15 protein-coding genes are annotated in these 17,707 nt (G+C 67.4%); 4 read left to right on the top strand and 11 right to left on the bottom strand.

From position 1 onward, the window contains the following. Positions 1-532 precede the first annotated feature (532 nt). Complete coding sequence (locus tag CFB41_RS34615) at positions 533-1,003, top strand: ATPase (RefSeq protein WP_089459727.1); 471 nt, start codon at positions 533-535, stop codon at positions 1,001-1,003. A gap of 172 nt (positions 1,004-1,175) precedes the next feature. Here the strand turns inward: CFB41_RS34615 and CFB41_RS34610 are convergent, their stop codons facing one another. From CFB41_RS34610 to CFB41_RS34560, 11 genes are all read right to left on the bottom strand, one after another. Continuing rightward, positions 1,176-1,862 (bottom strand): DUF429 domain-containing protein, encoded by a 687-nt coding sequence (locus CFB41_RS34610; RefSeq protein ID WP_089459726.1) that lies wholly within the window; start codon positions 1,860-1,862, stop codon positions 1,176-1,178. A 9-nt stretch (positions 1,863-1,871) separates the two neighbouring features. Further along, a complete protein-coding gene (locus tag CFB41_RS34605; protein ID WP_043185438.1) occupies positions 1,872-2,396 on the bottom strand; it encodes an HD domain-containing protein in 525 nt (174 codons plus the stop codon). A gap of 121 nt (positions 2,397-2,517) precedes the next feature. Then, positions 2,518-5,988, bottom strand: a complete 3,471-nt coding sequence (locus CFB41_RS34600; protein ID WP_089459725.1) for a YhaN family protein — start codon at positions 5,986-5,988, stop codon at positions 2,518-2,520. A gap of 3 nt (positions 5,989-5,991) precedes the next feature. Beyond that, a complete protein-coding gene (locus tag CFB41_RS34595; protein WP_089444641.1) occupies positions 5,992-7,242 on the bottom strand; it encodes a DNA repair exonuclease in 1,251 nt (416 codons plus the stop codon). Positions 7,243-7,306: 64 nt separating this feature from the next. After that, positions 7,307-7,849: a CbrC family protein gene (locus CFB41_RS34590; RefSeq protein ID WP_089459724.1), complete on the bottom strand. Its 543-nt coding sequence runs from the start codon at positions 7,847-7,849 to the stop codon at positions 7,307-7,309. A 79-nt stretch (positions 7,850-7,928) separates the two neighbouring features. Further along, positions 7,929-8,630, bottom strand: a complete 702-nt coding sequence (locus CFB41_RS34585) for a hypothetical protein (RefSeq protein ID WP_179250292.1) — start codon at positions 8,628-8,630, stop codon at positions 7,929-7,931. Between the two features lie 9 nt (positions 8,631-8,639). Further along, entirely contained in the window at positions 8,640-9,410 is a 771-nt protein-coding gene (locus CFB41_RS34580) for a hypothetical protein (RefSeq protein WP_089459722.1), read from the bottom strand. A 363-nt stretch (positions 9,411-9,773) separates the two neighbouring features. Further along, positions 9,774-10,316: a hypothetical protein gene (locus CFB41_RS34575; RefSeq protein ID WP_089459721.1), complete on the bottom strand. Its 543-nt coding sequence runs from the start codon at positions 10,314-10,316 to the stop codon at positions 9,774-9,776. Between the two features lie 279 nt (positions 10,317-10,595). Further along, a complete protein-coding gene (locus CFB41_RS34570; RefSeq protein WP_256941359.1) occupies positions 10,596-11,009 on the bottom strand; it encodes a hypothetical protein in 414 nt (137 codons plus the stop codon). Between the two features lie 32 nt (positions 11,010-11,041). Further along, the gene (locus CFB41_RS34565) at positions 11,042-13,027 is read right to left on the bottom strand and encodes a gamma-glutamyltransferase family protein (protein ID WP_089459720.1); all 1,986 of its coding nucleotides are present in this window, start codon (positions 13,025-13,027) and stop codon (positions 11,042-11,044) included. Positions 13,028-13,249: 222 nt separating this feature from the next. After that, entirely contained in the window at positions 13,250-14,206 is a 957-nt protein-coding gene (locus CFB41_RS34560; protein ID WP_089459719.1) for a LysR family transcriptional regulator, read from the bottom strand. 102 nt (positions 14,207-14,308) lie between these two features. Between CFB41_RS34560 and CFB41_RS34555 the strand changes: the two genes are divergently transcribed. The 3 genes from CFB41_RS34555 to CFB41_RS34545 all read left to right on the top strand — a co-directional run bounded on the left by CFB41_RS34555 (position 14,309) and on the right by CFB41_RS34545 (position 17,645). Then, on the top strand, positions 14,309-15,433 hold the full coding sequence (locus CFB41_RS34555) for an aryl-sulfate sulfotransferase (protein WP_089459718.1): 1,125 nt from the start codon (positions 14,309-14,311) through the stop codon (positions 15,431-15,433). Between the two features lie 58 nt (positions 15,434-15,491). Further along, positions 15,492-16,847, top strand: coding sequence for a uracil-xanthine permease family protein (locus CFB41_RS34550; protein ID WP_089459717.1), 1,356 nt, complete (start codon positions 15,492-15,494; stop codon positions 16,845-16,847). A 285-nt stretch (positions 16,848-17,132) separates the two neighbouring features. After that, a complete protein-coding gene (locus tag CFB41_RS34545) occupies positions 17,133-17,645 on the top strand; it encodes a DUF2165 family protein (protein WP_089459716.1) in 513 nt (170 codons plus the stop codon). Positions 17,646-17,707 lie beyond the last annotated feature (62 nt).

The raw sequence follows: 17,707 nt of genomic DNA, 5'->3' as shown, positions 1-17,707 counted from the left end.
CCTGACTTACTTTAGTGTGAGACTCTTGATACTTTCGCTATCTGATCCGAGGATCAGCTCGCTTCCATCAAGCGCCCACACTTATCGGCTGTTAATTTTTAAAGAGCATTCTGCGAGGAACTTCGTGTTTCCCGGCAGCGCTGCGTTTTCAGCAGCAGAGAAGCGAGATTATGAACCGTGTTTCGCAGCTCGTCAACAACTTTTTAACACCATCGTTGCGACCGCGGGGCTCAACTTCCAGGCTAGTGGCGCGCTCCAGACTCCAGCACACCGCCAACCCTGCTTCCCTTCTCCCGCGCCGCGTTTCCGTTAGCGCGAAAGAGGCGTGATTCTAAGCACCCACCCCCGTCTACGCAAGCCCTTTGTGAAAATATTTTGAAAAAGCCCCCGTGCGCTACCGCGCACGGGGGCTTGGGGTTCGATCGAGCAGGCATCACAACACGGGACACCCTCTATTGTTGTGCCGTATACCGCTCGTCCCTCTATATAGGCGGTGGCGGAACGGACAGGGAATCGGGTGCCGTCGAGTATCATGCCGCGACCGAACCACGCACTCATATCCACGATGGACAGCACCTCTCAATCCGGCGACGCCGATCTTCGCGACGAATATGCAGCGCTGCGCAAGCGCGCGATCATCCTGGAAGAACAGGCTCCGCCGCTTCTGCAGCGCATCTCGGATGTATTGCCGCGGATCAGCGGTGAATCCGAGCTGGCGGACGAGCATCGCGAGCGACTCGTCGGTGCGCGCAACGCAGCGATGGTCTCGATCGAAAACTATCAGCAGGCGATTCCTTTCCTGCAGACGGCCGATTCGATCATCGAGCAACTGGACAAGACGCCCGAACGCGACGAAGACATCGAGTGGCGTGAGTCGCTGCTGCAACGGCTCGACGAACTGATCGACGTCGCAGTCGTGATGATCGACGATGCCGAAGGCTATTTCGAACAGGCGGACGCCTGCGACCTGTCCAGCGTACCGAAAGCCATCCTCGAGGATTGAGCGACGCCGCTCGGGATCGCATAGCGCACCGGCATGATGTCGTGTGCGCCAGCCATCCCGATGTTTGCCGGCCTGCAGTCCCCGCCCGAAGCCTTCGCCGTCGCGCGGGCCGCTACCCTCCCGCAAAAGCTCACCTTTTCGCTACACCCATCGCCCAGGCCGCGCGACACGACTACAGTGTGTCGAGAACGATCGTCTCGCTCACGATCGGCACGCGGATATATCCGCCCTCCGCATCGCCATACGCGTGCGCATTCCCGTCGATGACGCATTGCGCCGTCAACGCGCAAAGGGTGGCGTCTCGCGCATCGACGGACCTCAGCGTCGACACGTCGACGCCCAGTCGTTCCAGCAATTGCCGGCGCTGGTTGCGTTTCTGCTTCGCCGATGCGACGGCCCTCCCCAGCATCGCGCAAGTGATCGCATAAGGATAGGTTTCGAAGCTCGCGCGCCCGCCCGCATAGCGGGCACTGGTCAGCAGCGGATACGCATCCGCGAGCGCGCGGTAGACACGCTCTCCCATGAACATCCAGTCGAAGAAGCCTGACGTGCTTGCAATCGCCTGCTCCCGCGACGGCGTCGGAAAGCACGAGATCCGTTCGCGCGCGAGCGCCTGTTCGGCCGCGCGGCGCCCGCTCCCCGTCCACCACAGGCTCGGGGCGTCGACACCCACGGCCACGACGTCATGGGCGACGCACAGCGCAGGCACCGCCTCGGGCGCGATCCGTTCCTCGCGGTAGACGACTGTCCGTCCGCGCAGGATCACGAGATCGCACTGCTTCTTTTCGCCACCCACATCGACACCCGCCACGGTTGGCGATTGCCACGTGGCGGATTCGAAGGTTCGAGCGGATCGCATGCGGGCGCCTCAGTCGGCCGGCCGTGCGTCGTAGGCGGTGTCGAAGATCGCCTCGAGACCGGGATGCACACCGCGCATCGGATCGACGACCGACTTCGCCCAGTCGAAATACGCCTGCTTGCGCTCGAGCGGCCAGTCCGCGGGGGGATGCCGCGCGATGTCGCGCAGGTTGCAGATCTTGTCGGCCAGCTTCACGAGCTTCGCGCGTCGGCTGATGGTCGCCGCATGCTCGACCTGCAGGCGCTTGCGCTCCTCCTTCGGCAACGACTTGTCGTCGGTGACTTCCATCACGATGTCCGCCACGTCCTTGCCGAACAGTCGCAGCAGTTCCTGCTCGGTCGTCTCCGTATCCTCAACCGTGTCGTGCAGCACGGCCGCGACGATCACACGTTCGTCCTCGACGCCGGCCTCGTTGGCCAGCACATCGGCGAGCGCGATCGGATGATTGATGTACGGCGACGCTTCTTCGTCCTTGCGCCGCTGATTGCGATGCTTGTCCGCCGCGAACGCGATGGCGGCTACCAGCTTTTTCATATTCCCCCCTCGTGTGGCCTGACCCGCGACCGGCAGAACCGGCCGCGTGCATTTCGGAACCGCACATACTACCTGTTCGCGATGACCCTCTCCGCGCGCCGGCATTCACGCCCGCCCTGCGTCACGCGCCCACCGGTGCGCGCTGGAGCTCGACCACGTTGACCCGCGCGCCGAATACCTCTCTCACGAGCGGCAGCAAGTGGTCGTGGTGCGTCAGGAACAGCACCTGGGTTCGCGTCGACAGATCGCGCAGCGCATCGAGGCCGGCCTTCGCGCGCGCATCGTCGAAGTTGATGAACAAGTCGTCGGCCACGAACGGCAATGCGGTCCGGCTGCCGAGCTGCAGTTCCAGCGCCGCGATCCGCAGCGCGAGGAACAACTGGTCGCGCGTCCCTTCACTCAACCCGGCGACCTCGACCGATGCCCCCTTCGTCCGTCGTGCATACAGCGCGGGCGGCGTCCGTTCGGTATCGACGGTCAGCCGCGCGAATTCGCCCAGCGTGAGCCCCGCGAAAATCTCGCCCGCGCGCCTGAGCATCGGCCCCTGCTTCTGGTCGCGATAGCGATCCGTCGCCCACTTCAGCAGCCGGCTCGCCGTGGCTGCCTCCAGATACTGTTCGGCTGCTTCGCCCATCGCCGCCAGCGCTTCCTGTCGCTTCGATTCGGCAACGGCCGCGTTCGCCTGGCCGTCGATCGCACCGAACGCCTGCTCGGCCACGACCTGCTGCTGGGCAAGCTCGTTCAGACGCTTGCCGACGTCGCCGAGCGACTGTTTCACCGCCTCGAGGTGTGCCGGTACGTCGGCGATGTCCTGCTCCGCGACTTCCGCTTCGACGGCAGACCGGGACAGGCCGTCACCATCGCGCACCAGTGCCTCGTGCGCGGCATCGACTGCCTGTCGAAGCTGGCGCTGACGATCCGAGCGTTCGGCCAGCGGCAGCGCCGCGTCGATCGACGCGACGCCGGCCAGTTGCAGCAGCGGCTGGATACGCGCATCGGCACCGGCCACCGCGGCGGCCGCGTCCGCGACCTTGTCGTCGGCCTGCCGAACGGCGTCGTCGGCACGACCGATCGCGCGCGCGACTTCCCGGGCGGCCGCGAGGCGCATCGTCAGCCGGCGCGCGACGTCCGGCCAGTCGCCGCTCACCAGCCGTTCCGGCGCGAGCGCTTCGGCAAGCCGTCTCGCGCCCGCCTCGAGCGCGGCCAGTTCGGCGCGGATCGCGGCGATCCGGTTGCGCGGCGCATCGGCATCGGCCAGTTCGGCCGTCACCGTGTTGGCGAGTTCGAGCGCGCCCTCCGCCGCAGCCAGCGTCGCCGCGCTCGCGGACAGCTTGGCGTCGGCCAGCGCGTCGCGCCATTGCGCGTGCCACGCATCGTAGGCCGTCTGCGCGTGGCCGGCGCGCGACTGCGCCGTCGCGCATCCGCGTTCCGCTTCGCGCGCGCGATCCTCGAGGCTGTCCTGCTGCGCAAGCGCTTTCTCGGCCGACTGCACGAAGGTCTCGGCGATCGCGACGAGCGCCGCCAGGCCATCCGACTCACCGCCTCGCGACACGGTACGCAGTGCCGTGCGCAGCGTGGTTTCGGCACCCGCCCGCGCGGCGCGAATCGTGTCGAATTCGCGGCGCAGCCGGTCGAGGTCAGCCTGCGCGGCGAACACCGTGTCGCGCTTCGCCAGCCAGTCGCCCATCGCCGCCAGCGGCATGCCGGGCACCGCGGCCGTCGTCGCGAGCGCGGCCCATGCGTCGCGATGCTCGGCGAGCTCACGCTCGCGCTCGTCCAGTGCGGCCTGCCTGCGCGTCACGCCGGCACGTGCGGATTCGACTTGCTGACGCAGCGACTGCAACGTCGCCGCCGCTTGCGTCGCGCCGAGCTGTGCGTCGACGAGTTCGTCCGCCAGGCGAATCGCGTCGTCGACCGCAGGTGCGCCCGTTGCAAGTTCGACCGCGCCGCTGCGGATATCGCCCCATGCGCCGTCGCGTCGCGCGCGCGCCGCCAGCACGTCGGCGGTCGTGACGACCTTGTGGTTCTCCGCGAAGTGCTTTTCCTGCAGTTCGAGCCGCTCGAGCTCCTCGAGTGCGCCGTCCCGCGCGTCGCGTGCAGCAGCGACCGCGCTCCCGCATGCGCTGTCTTCCTTCAGCAGCGTGCCGAGGCGCGCCGCCGACGGCACGTCGAGCGCACGCAGCGTATCGACCGGCATGCGCCACTGGCCGAGCGCATCGAGTGCGCCGGACAACGTGCGTTCGGCGGCGGCGATTTCCTGTTCGAGCGCCTGCTCGCGCTGGCTGCTGTTGCGAAAGCCCTGCGCATCGGCCAGCGCCGCACGCAACGCCTCCGGCACGTCGACGGTCGACAGGCGCGCCTGTTGTTCCTGCACCTGCGCAAGCTCGCGCGTGCGTTCGTCGAGCGATTCGCGCGCGCCGGCAAGCGCCTGGTGCAGCGCACCGTGTTCGCGCAACAGGTTTGCAACGGTCTTCAGCGACAACGCGGTCGGCAGCGATGCACGCAGCGACGCTTCGTCGGTCGGCCAGCCGAGCTGGGCGGCCGCTGCAAACGCAGCGGACAGGTGCCGTTCGACATCCGCGCCGAGCAGCAGCAGATCCTGCGCGTGATTCATGCACGCGCCGCGCAGCCGGTCGAGCGCTTCGATGTCGGCTTCGAGCGCCAGCGTGTCGGCGTCGGCGTCGATCGCATCGCGCGCCTGCCGTTTTGCAAGCAGGTCGGCACGCCGTTCCTCGAGCACCTTCTGTTCGGCCGCGAGATCGCCCTGCGCCTTCAGCAGATCCGCATACGCGCTGGGCGGCAACTCGACGACCGGGCCCAGTTCCGCCAGCGCGGCGTCCTTGGCCGTCAGTTCCTTCAGGTACGGTGCCAGCCGTCGCACGCGTTCGAGCTTCGAGCGCAGCGCTTCGAGCCGACGCTGTTCGGCGCGTGCCTGCTCGATCTGCTGTTCGACCGCTTCGCGCGCGTCCTTGCGTTCGACCCAGTCGCGCGTGCGCACCTGGACCGTCTTCAGTTCGGTCACGGCTTCGTTGAACGCCGATTCGGCGAGTGCAAACGCGCTGCCGCTGCGGCGCGGCGCCCAGAGTTCGACCGAACGCGCTTCGAGCTCCTCACGCACCGGGCCGAGACTGCCGACACCGGCAGCCGATTCGAACAGCACCTGGCCGAGTTTGTCGGATGCGTCGAGAATGCTCCGGCCGCCGTCGACCAGACGCCCGTGATCGAGCCCGAACATCTGTTCGAAGAATTCGCGCGTGGCGCCGTCAAGGACCGCGGCCAGAAAGTCGTCGGGCAGTTTGTCGTCAGCGGGTGTGCGCAGCGGACTGCGCCCGCGCGCGCGATGGAACGCGAGTTCGCCCGTGCCGCTCTCCAGCACGCCGCCGATCCGCAGTTCGGGCGTGCTGTGCAGGAAATCAAGCGGTGTCTGCAGCTTCATCCCGAACAGCAACTCCGACACGGCCGTGCGGATCGTCGACTTGCCGGCCTCGTTCGGCCCCACGATCACGTGGAAATCCTCGCCGGCCGACGGGAAACGCAGCGTCTCGTCAGTGAACTTGCCGTACTTGATCAGATCGAGCTGGTTGATCCGCATCGCTTATTCCCCCCTCGCCAGCCGCGCGAGCAACGCGGGCCCGACCTGTTCGACGAGTGCGGTCAGCTCGCCCGCGCGCGCCATCGTCAACAACGGCACCTCTTCCTTCACGTCGCTGCGCACCTTGCCGACGAACGGCTTCAGGTCGCGCTCGAGCAGTTCGAGGAAATCCGGATCGCGCGCGGCGTCGGCCAGGATCTGCTTCAGGTCCTCCAGCGCTTCGAGCGGCTCGCTTTCGCCCGGCTGATGATCGGCCGCGGACGTCGCGAGCCGAACCTTCTCGAGCCACAGCCGCTCGTTGCCGATGATGCCGATCTGGTTCAGCACCTCCGCGCGCAACTGCGGCGCGCGGCCGAAAAAGAGGCCATGCGCGGGCGTGCGCCCCGTGACCGTCACGCGCACCGCGCGCGGCACATGGCCGTCGACGGTCAGCAGCGCTTCCAGTGACTGGCCGATTTTTCTCGAGAGGTCGGCGACGGTAAGGCAATCGGACGCGTCGACCGACACGGCTTCCCAGCGCAGCACGTCGAGATACAGGCGCTCGACCTGCGTGCGGCCCTGCTCGACCGTCACGAGCACCGCGCCGCGGCGGCCCGTCTCGCGGATATGGCGCCCCTGCAGGTTGCCGGGAAACACCACCGTGGACGGCCCCGACCATTGCTGGAATTCGTGCACGTGGCCAAGCGCCCAGTAGTCGTAGCCTTTCGCGTGAAGTTCGGCCAGCGTGCACGGCGCATAGTTCGCGTGCGCCGCATAACCTTCGAGCGCCGTGTGCAGCACGCCGATGTTGTAGTAACCGGGCACCGGGTCCGGATAGCCGATCGCGAGATTGTCGACGACAGCCTTGTCCTTGAAGCTCTGCCCGTGCAGCGCGACGTCGAATTCAGGCAGCGTGTGGGTTTCCGCCTTGCGGTGGCCGAACACGGTGACGTTGTCGGGCAGCGTCAGCTTCTTCGTCATCTCGCTTTCGGCATCGTGGTTGCCGCCGAGGACGAACGCGCGGATACCGGCCTTGCGCAGGCGCCCCATCTGCTGACCGAAGAAGATGCCGGTGTTGTGGTCCTTCCAGTCGCCGTCGTACAGGTCGCCGGCGATCACGAGGAACGCGACGTCCTCTTCGATCGCACGATCCACGAGCTGCCGCAGCGCCTCGCGCGACGCGTTGCGCAACTGCGCGGCCGGCGCGTCGGGATACGCGCTCAGGCCGTGCAACGGGCTGTCAAGGTGTATGTCTGCCGCGTGGATGAACTTCACGAAGATTCCTTTGTTTCATGACGATGGAGCCCTCGATCGACGTGCGGTGCCGCCAGCCGGGCCATCAATCGCAATCCTGGTAGCCGCCGAGTTCGCCGCAATGGATGCAGCGAAACAGATACGCGGTCGGCGAGCCGTCCTTGTCGAGTGCGGCGAAGAAGCGCTCCCACTCGCCGCCCTCGTCGAGTCCGGTTGATTCCCGAATCGACGCAACGGCCTGCGGGCCGAGCGCCGTCAGTTCGCCTGCACCTGCCCGGCCAATGAACTGCGCGCCATCGCCGCAATGCGTCCACCACCGTTCCTGCTGCCAGCCCTGGAAGCCCGGCGTGCGGCAGGCGATTTCGTCGACGACCGCGTCAGGTACATCATCCCATTCGCCGCCGCCGATGCCGTGCGTGTCGGTAAAGACCGCATCGAGCCGCGCGTGTGCCGAACCGTCGGCGACGCACCACGGGCAGATGCATTGCTCGTACTCGTCGACCGCATACACGGGGCCCGCGTACACGTAACCACGTGCCTCGCCGCAACACACGCAGCGCGCGTCCGAGCGGATCACGCTGCCCGTTGCCAGCGGGTCGGGATGGTACCTGAAAGCGGGTAACGACATGAGGCTCTCCGTCGATCCGGATGGTTGGGGGCGCACGCGATGCGAATTCGAACAGCCATTGTGCCGCAGCCCGGCCGCGTTACTGCGGAATCTCGGTCTCGACAAACGTGCCGTCCACGAAACGATAGACGCGATGCGTTGCATCGCCGTGAGAAAGAAATTCCCACCGGATGTCGATGCCGACCGGGTCGTCGCGCCACGCGATCGCCAGGTAGGGCGATTGCGCGCCACCGTCGGTGTCGAGCGAAACGGTGTCGAGGCAGCTTTGAACCGGTAGCGAGAAACGCGGCAAGGCATGGGCGCCGTGCAGTTCCAGCACGTACAGCACCCCTTCTTCGCCCGCGCCGCAATATCCTGTCGGGCGGCTGCTCGACGAGCGGTTGATGACGACCAGCAGATAGTCCTTGCCGTCGATCCGCTTCGGACGGTCCGACGGAAACGCAACACTCGATGCATCGCGCAATGCATGGCGAAGCGCGGCCGGCACGATCAGTGCCGATTTCCGGTGGCGGGCTGCGTCGACCTCGAACAACCCCGGGCGCACCCATTCGATCTCGTGACCATTGGCGAGCCGCACCGATTCGGGCGCCGGCGTTTCGGCGACGGCAACGGAGGCATTCGAGGCCAGCAGCGCCAGCGCCGCGAGCTTCAACACAATCGATTTCATCGGGATGATCCGTGTCCGCATCAATCGCACGGGATGGTCGTGAAGTTCATCGCATGCGCCTGCATGCCGTTCGGACAGCCCCGATCCAGGATCAGCCGCACGCGGCTGATCCACGAGGTGCCGTCACTCGCCGCGCGGCACCGGCGGCGGTGCATAGCCGTTGTCATTGCCGGGGAACGGATTCGCGTTGCGGCGCAGCGCTTCCTCGTCGTTCTCCTTCTGCGCGAACACCGCGACACCGATCACGCCGACGTTCGCGGCATCGCCATACTTCGAATTCGCGACATAGCTGTCGGGCACCGCCGCGAAGCGGAACGCGGCGACTTCGTCGCGGCTCTTGCGGAAACCCTCGATCGTCAGCGTGCGGCCCGGATACAGCACGTAACCGCCGTTCGTATAGCTGCCGGGCCGCCCCGACAGCACGTCGAGCCCGTCGACGCTCGACACGATCTCGAACGTACGGCGCCCCTGGTTACGCAGCACGATCATGTAGCGCGAACCTTCGACGCCTGCCATGTGCCAGCGGCCGCCGCTGCGCGCCAGACGCAACGGCGCGCCTTTTTCGTCCGTGAACGACAGCGCGATGTCGCCGTTGGCGAGCGCGACGCGGGTCGGCAACCGGCGAACCTGGGACGCGGGAGGATGTCCGGGCAACGCGTCGTTGTAGTAGACCGACGCAAGATCCGTCGGCTTCGCCGGATCCGCGCGTTCGAAATCGACCTGACGGGTTTCGGATCGCACCGACTCGCCCCATGCCGTGCCGAGCCCGCGGCGTTCGCTGGCGTCCGGTGCGGCGGCGGATGCGCCGGTACTGCCGGACGGCGGGGGCGACCCTGCGCAGGCGGCCAGCCAGAGCGCGCAGGCGAGCGCGAGAAAACGGAACAGGATGGTCATGACGTGATGCCTCGGAATGTTATCGGGCCGCGCCGGGCTGGCCGGAACGGCGTTTTGGTGTCGTCTGTCGTCACGATGTCGATCGGACATGCTGGCCCGTGTCCGACGGCGCCGCGATCGCGGCGGCCCGGCAACCGGGAGCCTCGCTATTTAAGCATGGCCGGCGGGCGATGGGCAGGGGGTGCACACGCCGCACGTTGCCGGTCCGTGCCGGCAGGCGGGCAGGCCTGTCGCGTCGCCGGATGGGTGGCAAACGCCGACGCATCCCGGTATCGAGGACGGGATGAACGGCGCGCCGCGCGCGCCAATAAAAAGGCCCGGCCCGCATCGAAGCGGGCCGGGCCGTGTCGGGAAGCGTGACGCTTACAGCGCGCCGCCTTGCGCCGACGCCGAACCCTTCACGCCGACCGATGCGCCACCCTGCACCGAGTTCGTCGCGCCGTCGAGCGCCTCGCCGGCCTTCGCCTTCGCGCCGCCTGCGACGTCACCTGCTGTCGACATCGCACCTTGCGCATGGCTCTTTGCCGTGCCCGCGACGTGCTTCACGTGCGATTTCGTCGAGTGGACAGCCGATGCGGCGGCATCCTTCGCGGTGCCCGCTGCCGAACCGACCGCATGCGTCGCACCGCCAACCGCGTCGCCGGCTGCCGAGCCCACGCCGCCGACCGTCTTGCCGACGCCGCCAAGCGCGCCGCCAACGGCGTTGCCCGCGCCCGAACCCGAGCCCGCCGCATTCGCGCCGGCGCCACCCTGCACGCCCACGCCGCCACCGAGCAGCGGCGTCTGAACCTGCGCGCCGACGCCTGCGGAACCCTGGGCGCCGGTCTGGGCCGTCTGTGCGAACGCAGCCGAAGTCGCCATCGCGGTCAGTGCAGCACCCACCAGAATCGTACGAATCTTGTTCATGGTCATTCTCCCCAAAGACGTTGTTGCTGCGGGCCGCCTTCGTGCGGCTTGTCGCATGCCTTGCCGCGACGTGCGGCAGGTGGAGCTAATGTAGCGGCGCCGACGCGCAAAACGACTGATTTGCGGGGACTGTTACTTCCGTTGCAAATGCTGACGATTGCCTCACATAGTTTGACAATCGGGGGCTTGCGGCGAAATTGAGCAGTGGATCAAGTGAACCTGGAGGCGTGCCGCGGGGCGCATGCCGCAGCCGATCGGGAAACCAGGCAGGCGAAACGGCTAACAGGGAAACCGGCCGCTTCGATAAGCATTCCAAAGAACGTGTATCGCCCAGCCATCGGTGCGGCCCGACAACCAGTTCCTCGCGATGAGTTCGATATCGTCGGATACGCATGCCGCCACACCGGCGTTCCCCGCTGCGCCGAGCGCGAGCTTGAACGCCTTTTCCCTCGGCGCGCTCACCGCCAGCCGGTCGACCGCCGTGCCTGGATCGGCATCGACTTCATCGAACGACGCCATCCACAGCGCGTCGAACGGCTCGGCATCGCGGCTGTCCAGCGCGCGATCGCAATCCAGGTCGCCGAGGAAATCGAAAAAGCCCGGCGTCGACAGGATGGCGTCCATTTCAAGCAGATGCGTGTTCGTCATTGCGACGCCTTCGCGATGCGCGGCCCCGACCGCCCGCTGCTGCATGCAGGCAGTTCGGGGCCGCGCGTCCTGGCCGGTTACGGCCGGAACGTATCGCCGAGCACGACGCCTTCACGCCGCGGATCGGTGCCGCCCAGCAATGCGGGCGACTGGCCGACCGTCACGCGCATCACGGTGTTGACGCCGCTCGCCTGCGCGGAGGTCGATACCTTGTGCCCGAGCGCGAGCAGCCCCGTGATCAGCGGATCGTTCGCCCCGTTGTTCGCCGTGTTGACGTTCGGGTGCTCGCCGCCGATCGTGGTCGTCGGGCTGTTGCTCGCACCGAAGTCGACGAGCCCCGCCGACTGCTGCGCATCGAGCCCCCAGTCGAGCGCGCCGACGAGCGTCTTGACCACATATTGCGGAATCGTGCCGCCGCCCGGCGAACCGGTCGCCATCACGAAATCGCCACGCGAACCGTCCGCGGCCTGCCCGAACACGATCGTCGGCGCCATCGAACTGCGCGGCCGCTTGCCCGGCTGCAGGCGGTTGGCCACCGGATTGCCCGCGCTATCGACCGGATTCGCGGAAAAATCGGTCAGCTGGTTGTTCAGCAGGAAGCCGTTGGTCATGTGGAACGAACCCATGCTCGACTCGACCGTCGTCGTCGCGCTCAGCACGTTACCGTCGCCGTCGACGATCGTGAACTGGTTCGTACCGTGCTCGATCAGCGTCGTGTCGACACCAAGCGGCACCGCGCCCAGATTGCCGGGCTGTGCGGTGCCCATGCTCTTGGCCGGATCGATCAGCGCCGCGCGCGATTTCAGGTACGGCTTGTTCAGCAGCGTGTTCCACGTGCCGCCCGGCAGCGGCACGAAATCGGTATCGGCCACGTACTTGTCGCGGTCGGCATACGCAAGCCGTTCCGCCTCGGTGATGAGGTGCACGCCCGCGACGGTCGGCTTGCCGCCTTCGAGATCGATCGCCGTGGGCTTCAGCGACTTCAGATCGTAATTCTCGAGAATGCCGAGCGCCGACGCGACCGCGATGCCGCCCGACGACGGCGGCGGCATCCCGCACACCCAGTAGCTGCGATAGGTCGTGCACACCGGATCGCGGCGCTTCGCCTGGTACGCGGCGAGGTCGGCGACGGTCGTCTTGCCCGGCGTGAGCGTCGACCCGTCCGCGCCCTTCGTCGTCGCGATCTTCGCAACGATGTCCTGCGCGATCTGCCCCGTGTACAGCGCGTTCGCACCCGACTGCGCCATCAGCGTCAGCGTGCGCGCATACGCGGGATTCTTCAGCACGGTGCCGAGCGTCTTCGGCGAGCCGTCGGCGTTCAGGAAATACGCGGCGGCCTCGGGGTCGCGCTTCAGGTTCGCGGCGTTCGCCGCGATCGCGTCGGCGAGCCGGCCACCGATCGGGAAGCCGTTGGTCGCAAGCGTGATCGCATCGCCGAACAGGCTCTGCCACGGCAAGCGGCCGTGATCCTGCTGCAGTGCCTCGATCAGCCTCGGCACGCCGACCGTGCCGATCGAGCGGCCGCTCGCCCGTGCGTTCGGCAGCGGCGCGGAGTGGTCGGTCGCGTCATCGACGTAGCGCAGATAGTTCTCCGTCGCGGCCGCCGGCGCGGTTTCCCGGCCGTCGTACGCCTGCAGCGTCTTGCCGCGCGCATCGTAGTAGAGCAGCACGCCGCCGGACCCGAGGCCCGTCGCTTCGGGCACGGTCAGGCCGAGCACGGCCTGCACGGCGACTGCCGCGTCGGCGGCCGTGCCGCCCTTCTTCAGCACCGCGCAGCCGGCCGCGCTCGCGTACGCGTTCGACGTGGCCACCAGATAGGTCTTCGCATAAACCGGCTTCATCCCGGTGCGATAGCCCGACGACGCTTCCGGCAGCGACGGGTCGCCCGGCTGGTTCGAGCCCACCACGACCGTCGCGCCGCTGTTGTCGACCGCGAGGCAGCTCGCATCGGTGGAAGGTGTCGGCGTGCGGCCTGCTTCGTTCTCGACGTCGCCGCCGCATGCCGTCAACAGGGCGGCCGCGAGCAACGCGGACGCATACGGAAAAATCGCTGTTCTGTTCATTGTCTGCCGATGTTCTCGTAGGTCGTTGCGATGGACATCACGCTGCCCGCGACCCCCTCGGTGCGCCGGCAACGCGTTCGATAGTCCCACGAACAGAATTTTTTCCGCAATAAGGGATTGGCGTCGCGCGGCCGGATGTTGTGTGCGCAACGTCACTGCTTACGCACACGGGTTCGCGTGCTGCACTGCATCGCAGTGCGATGCGCCGCGCGGCCGATGGCGTTACTTTGCTGCCCGACGGCGCTTGCCGGCTGCGCCACCGTCGCGCACGAAGCCGCTCTCCATCGCTTCGATCGCCTCGGAGAAGAACTCGAGAAACATCGTCATCGCAACGGTCGCGCTCATGTCGGCCCGCTGATAGATGCAGCTGAACGAGCGCGCCCCCGCATCGGCAAGCGGCGTCCACGCGAGCCGGCCGGCGGCCACGTCGTCCGCGACGTTCTCGGCGATCAGGAAGCCGACACCCGCGCCTTCGGCCGCGAGGCGCCGCACCATCGGTACCGAGCCCGTCTCGATCAGCGGCCGCACGTTGCGCGGCTGCCGCGCATCGATCTGGTCGAACATTGCGCGCAGTTCCGTGTCGGGCGTCATCAGGATCAGCGGATGCGCGAAACAGTCGCGCAGCCGCACCTTGCCGCCGGCCGCCGCAAGTGGGTGGCCGGGCGCCGTGACGACACCCAGCGGCTGAGCGAATGCGCGCACCTCGACGACGCCCGCCGCCGTGCGCCGGCGCAGCGCATAGCCAATATCGGCCTCGCCTGTCTCGACCCAGCGCACGATGCTCTCGCCGTTTCCCGAACGCACGCTGTACGTGACGCCCGGATAGCGCCGCATCGCAGCGAGGATCGCGTCGGGCACGAGCCTTTCCGCGGTGGATGCGGGCACTGCCAGGTTCACGTGCCCGCGACGCAGCGCACGCAGGTCCTCGACTTGCGTGAGCGCGTTGTCGAAGTCGCGCTGGCCGCGCCGCACGGCCGCGATCACGATCTCGCCGGCGAGCGTCAACTGCATGCCGCGCGGCAGCCGGTCGAACAGCGGCACGCCGACCTGGTCCTCAAGATTGCGGATCTGCTGGTGCACCGCCGCGGCGGTCAGGTACAGCGCGTCGGCCGCCTTGCGAATCGAGCCGCGCCTCGCGACCTCGTCGAAACAGCGGAATGTCTGCGATATCGAACGCATGAAAGGTCCGTTAGATTTTTCCGAACAGGGCGTCAAGAATAATCCAGTTTTACTGACTGTCCGGATCGTCTAGATTCCGCTGCATCCCCGCATCCGATTCGAATGGAGACTGCAGTGACAACCGTCGACCAGATTACCCAGCGCCGCCGTGGCATCGGCCTCATCGCCCACGATCCCGCCCTGTCCGCGGGCGGCTATACGCTCATCGCGCCGCAGACGGCCGACGGGAACGTCTATCTCGTCGGCATCGACGGCGAAGTCGTGCATCAGTGGAAGATGCCCGTGCGCCCCGGCCGCCATGCGGTGATCCTCCCGAACGGCAACCTCGGCTACAACGGCAACCATCCGCAATCCGAATCGCGCTATGCGCCGTGGTCGATGTGGCATGGCGGCGACTTCTACGAAGTCACGCCGCAAGGCGAAACCGTCTGGCGTTACGAGGATCCCGCGCACCACCACGATGCGCAGTGGCTGCCGAACGGCAATCTGCTCTACGCCGCGTGCGAGCCGGTCGACGCCGCGTTCGCGAGGCGCGTGCCGGGCGGCACGCCGCACGGCGACGACGAGGTGATGTATGCGGACGTGATCCGCGAAGTGAACCGGGCCGGGCAGATCGTCTGGGAATGGCATGCGCGCGACCATCTGCGGCCCGAGGATTTCCCGATCGCGGCCGGTTTCGGGCGCTATCACTGGCCGCTCGTCAACGGCCTCGCGGTCGATGCGAACGGCCGCGTGCTGATGAGCCTGCGCACGACCTCGGGCATCATCGGCGTGAATCGCTCGACCGGCCGCGTCGACCTGCGGATCGGGCCCGACGTCGTTTCCCACCAGCATGCGCCGGTGCCGCTTCCGAACGGCAACATCCTCGCGTTCGACAACGGCAATTTCCGCCACGGCGCGCACGTCGTGTTCTCGCGCGTCGTCGAGATCGATCCGGCGACGCAGCGCGTCGTGTGGTCGTATGCGGATGATGTCGTGAACCTGTTCTACACGCCGTTCATGGGCAACGCGCAACGCTTGCCGAACGGCAACACGCACATCACCGAATCGTCGACGGGCCGGCTGTTCGAAGTGACGCCCGCCGGCGAGGTCGTCTGGGAATACGTGATTCCGTGGTTCGCCGAATACCCGGATGAAGCCGCGCGCAAGACCGGCCCCGGGCAGCTCAACAGCGTATTCCAGACGTTCCGCTACAGCGCCGCGCAACTGCCCTGGCTGCGGGCCTGACCGTTCGTTCACCGTCGGTTTCCGGCGCTCGTCGCCGTTCGCTTCGAAGGGGCCTGCCGTGTCGCACGATCCGATCTCAACACCCGTCGACGCACGGCTGCCCGCCTGGCAGCTCGCGCTGTTCGGGCTGCAGCATGTGCTGTCGATGGCCGCGTCCCCGATCACGGCCGTGTTCCTGATTGCAAAAGTGCTCGCGCTGCCGGCGGACCTGACGGTCCAGCTGATCGGCGCGACGTTCTTCGCGTGCGGGATCGGCACGCTGGTCCAATCGCTCGGCGCCGGGCCGATCGGCGCACGCATGCCGTTCGTGATGGTGCCCGGCGGTGCGCCGACGATGCTGTTCGCCGGGATCGCCGCGCAATCGGGCCTGCCGACGGCGGCCGGCTCGGCGTTGCTGGCCAGCGCGTTCTACTGGGTGCTGTTGCCCGTCTTCACGCGCTGCCTGCGGCTCTTTCCGCGCGTCGTCGTCGGCGCGATGCTGCTGCTCGTGTCGGTCAACCTGATCCGGATCTACGCGGCGATCGTCGTCGGCCAGCCCGGTTCGGCCGACTTTGCCCAGCCGCGCGCGCTCGGCCTCGCGCTGGCCACGATCGTCGCTACCGTCGTCGTGGCCGGTACGTTTCGCGGCACGCTCGGGCGTCTCGCGGTGCTGATCGGCCTGATGGCCGGTGCGACGCTCGGCTGGGCGCTCGATGCGATGCCGGCGCTCGCCGACGTGTGGCGGGGCCCGCTGTTCACCCATCCGGTATGGCTGCCGTTCGGGATGCCGCGCTTCGACGTGCTGGCCGCGCTGCCGCTGCTGATCTTCACCGCGATCTCGATGGCCGAGGCCACCGCGCAGACGGTCGCCGTCGGTGAAACGTGCGGCAAGGCAATCTCGCTGTCGCGCGACGTGCCGAAGACGATACGCGGCGATGCGCTGGCGTCGCTCGCCGGCGCGCTGTTCGGCACGCCGTTGATCGTGACCAGCGCCGAGAATATCGGTGTCGTGCAGACGACCGGCGTGCGCTCACGCTACGTGACGGCTGCCGCCGGCGCGATCCTGATCGTCATCGCGCTGTTCGCGCCGCTCGCGCGGCTCGCGTATGCGATTCCGGCCGCCGTGGTCGGCGGCACCGCGCTGGTGGTGTTCGCGATGATCGGCGTGATGGGCATCCGGCTGCTCGCCAGCGTCGACCTGCACGCGCGCGCCAACCAGTACACGCTCGCGGCCGCGCTCGTCGTCGGCCTCGCGCCGATCCTGGTGCCGAACCTGTATCGCCATTTCGGCGCACCGGTGCAGATCGTGCTCGGCAACGGCATGGCGGCCGGCACGCTCGCGGCCATTGCAACGCAACTGGCGTTCGCTGCGCTGGCGCGACTGAGCGGACAGGCGGGAACGGCAGCGGCAACCGCGCCTTCGCGCGACGCCTGACGGCGCCGGCCGGCAGCGCGACACGCGCGCGGGCCCCGCTTGACGGCTCCCGTCGTTCGACCGACAATCCCCGCTCCCTCCTGGCGCGGGCACTCGATCCAGCCGGCGCGTGCGTCTCCTCGACGCCGCCCCGGCTTCAGGTTTTCCAGTCCCGATCTCCGCGCCGCCGTGCCACGCACGCAAACCGCCGGCCCCGCCGGACACGCCCACGCAGGTATCGCCCCGAACGCCGGCTGATCGCCGCGCGGTCGCGCTTTCGCCTGCCCATTCATTTCGGAGTCCATTATGATGGTTCGTCTCTCCAAGTCAGCCATGGTGCTTGCCATGGCCTTTTTCGCCTCGCTCGTCGCGTTCGGCAACCTCACCGACTACGCGACGAATTTCGCGTTCGTGCATCACGTGTTCCTGATGGACACGACGTTCCCCGGCAACGGGATCATGTATCGCGCAATCGGCACGACATGGGTTCATCATGCCGGCTATATCGGCATCATCTCGATGGAAACGCTGACGGCCGTGCTGTGCTGGATCGGCGGTGTCCGCCTGCTGCACGCGCGACGCGCCGGCGATACGGCATTCCGCGCGGCCAAGGCGTATGCGATTGCCGGCCTGACGCTCGGCTTCCTCACGTGGCAAGTCGCCTTCATGTCGGTCGGCGGCGAGTGGTTCGGCATGTGGATGTCGAAACAATGGAACGGCGTGCCGGATGCGTTCCGCTTCTTCATCACGCTGCTGCTCGTGCTGGTCTACCTGACGATGAACAACGACGGCATCGACGACACGCGTACCGCGCACTGACACGTCGCTTGCATCGGGCCGGGCGGCCAATAGGACATCGGGACGATTGCCGGCGTGACCGC

This window comes from Burkholderia sp. AU33803 (assembly GCF_002223095.1).
In the GTDB taxonomy this organism is placed as follows: domain Bacteria; phylum Pseudomonadota; class Gammaproteobacteria; order Burkholderiales; family Burkholderiaceae; genus Burkholderia.
The sequence above is the reverse complement of the archived record's forward strand: the minus strand, read 5'-3'. Positions and strand labels throughout refer to the sequence as shown.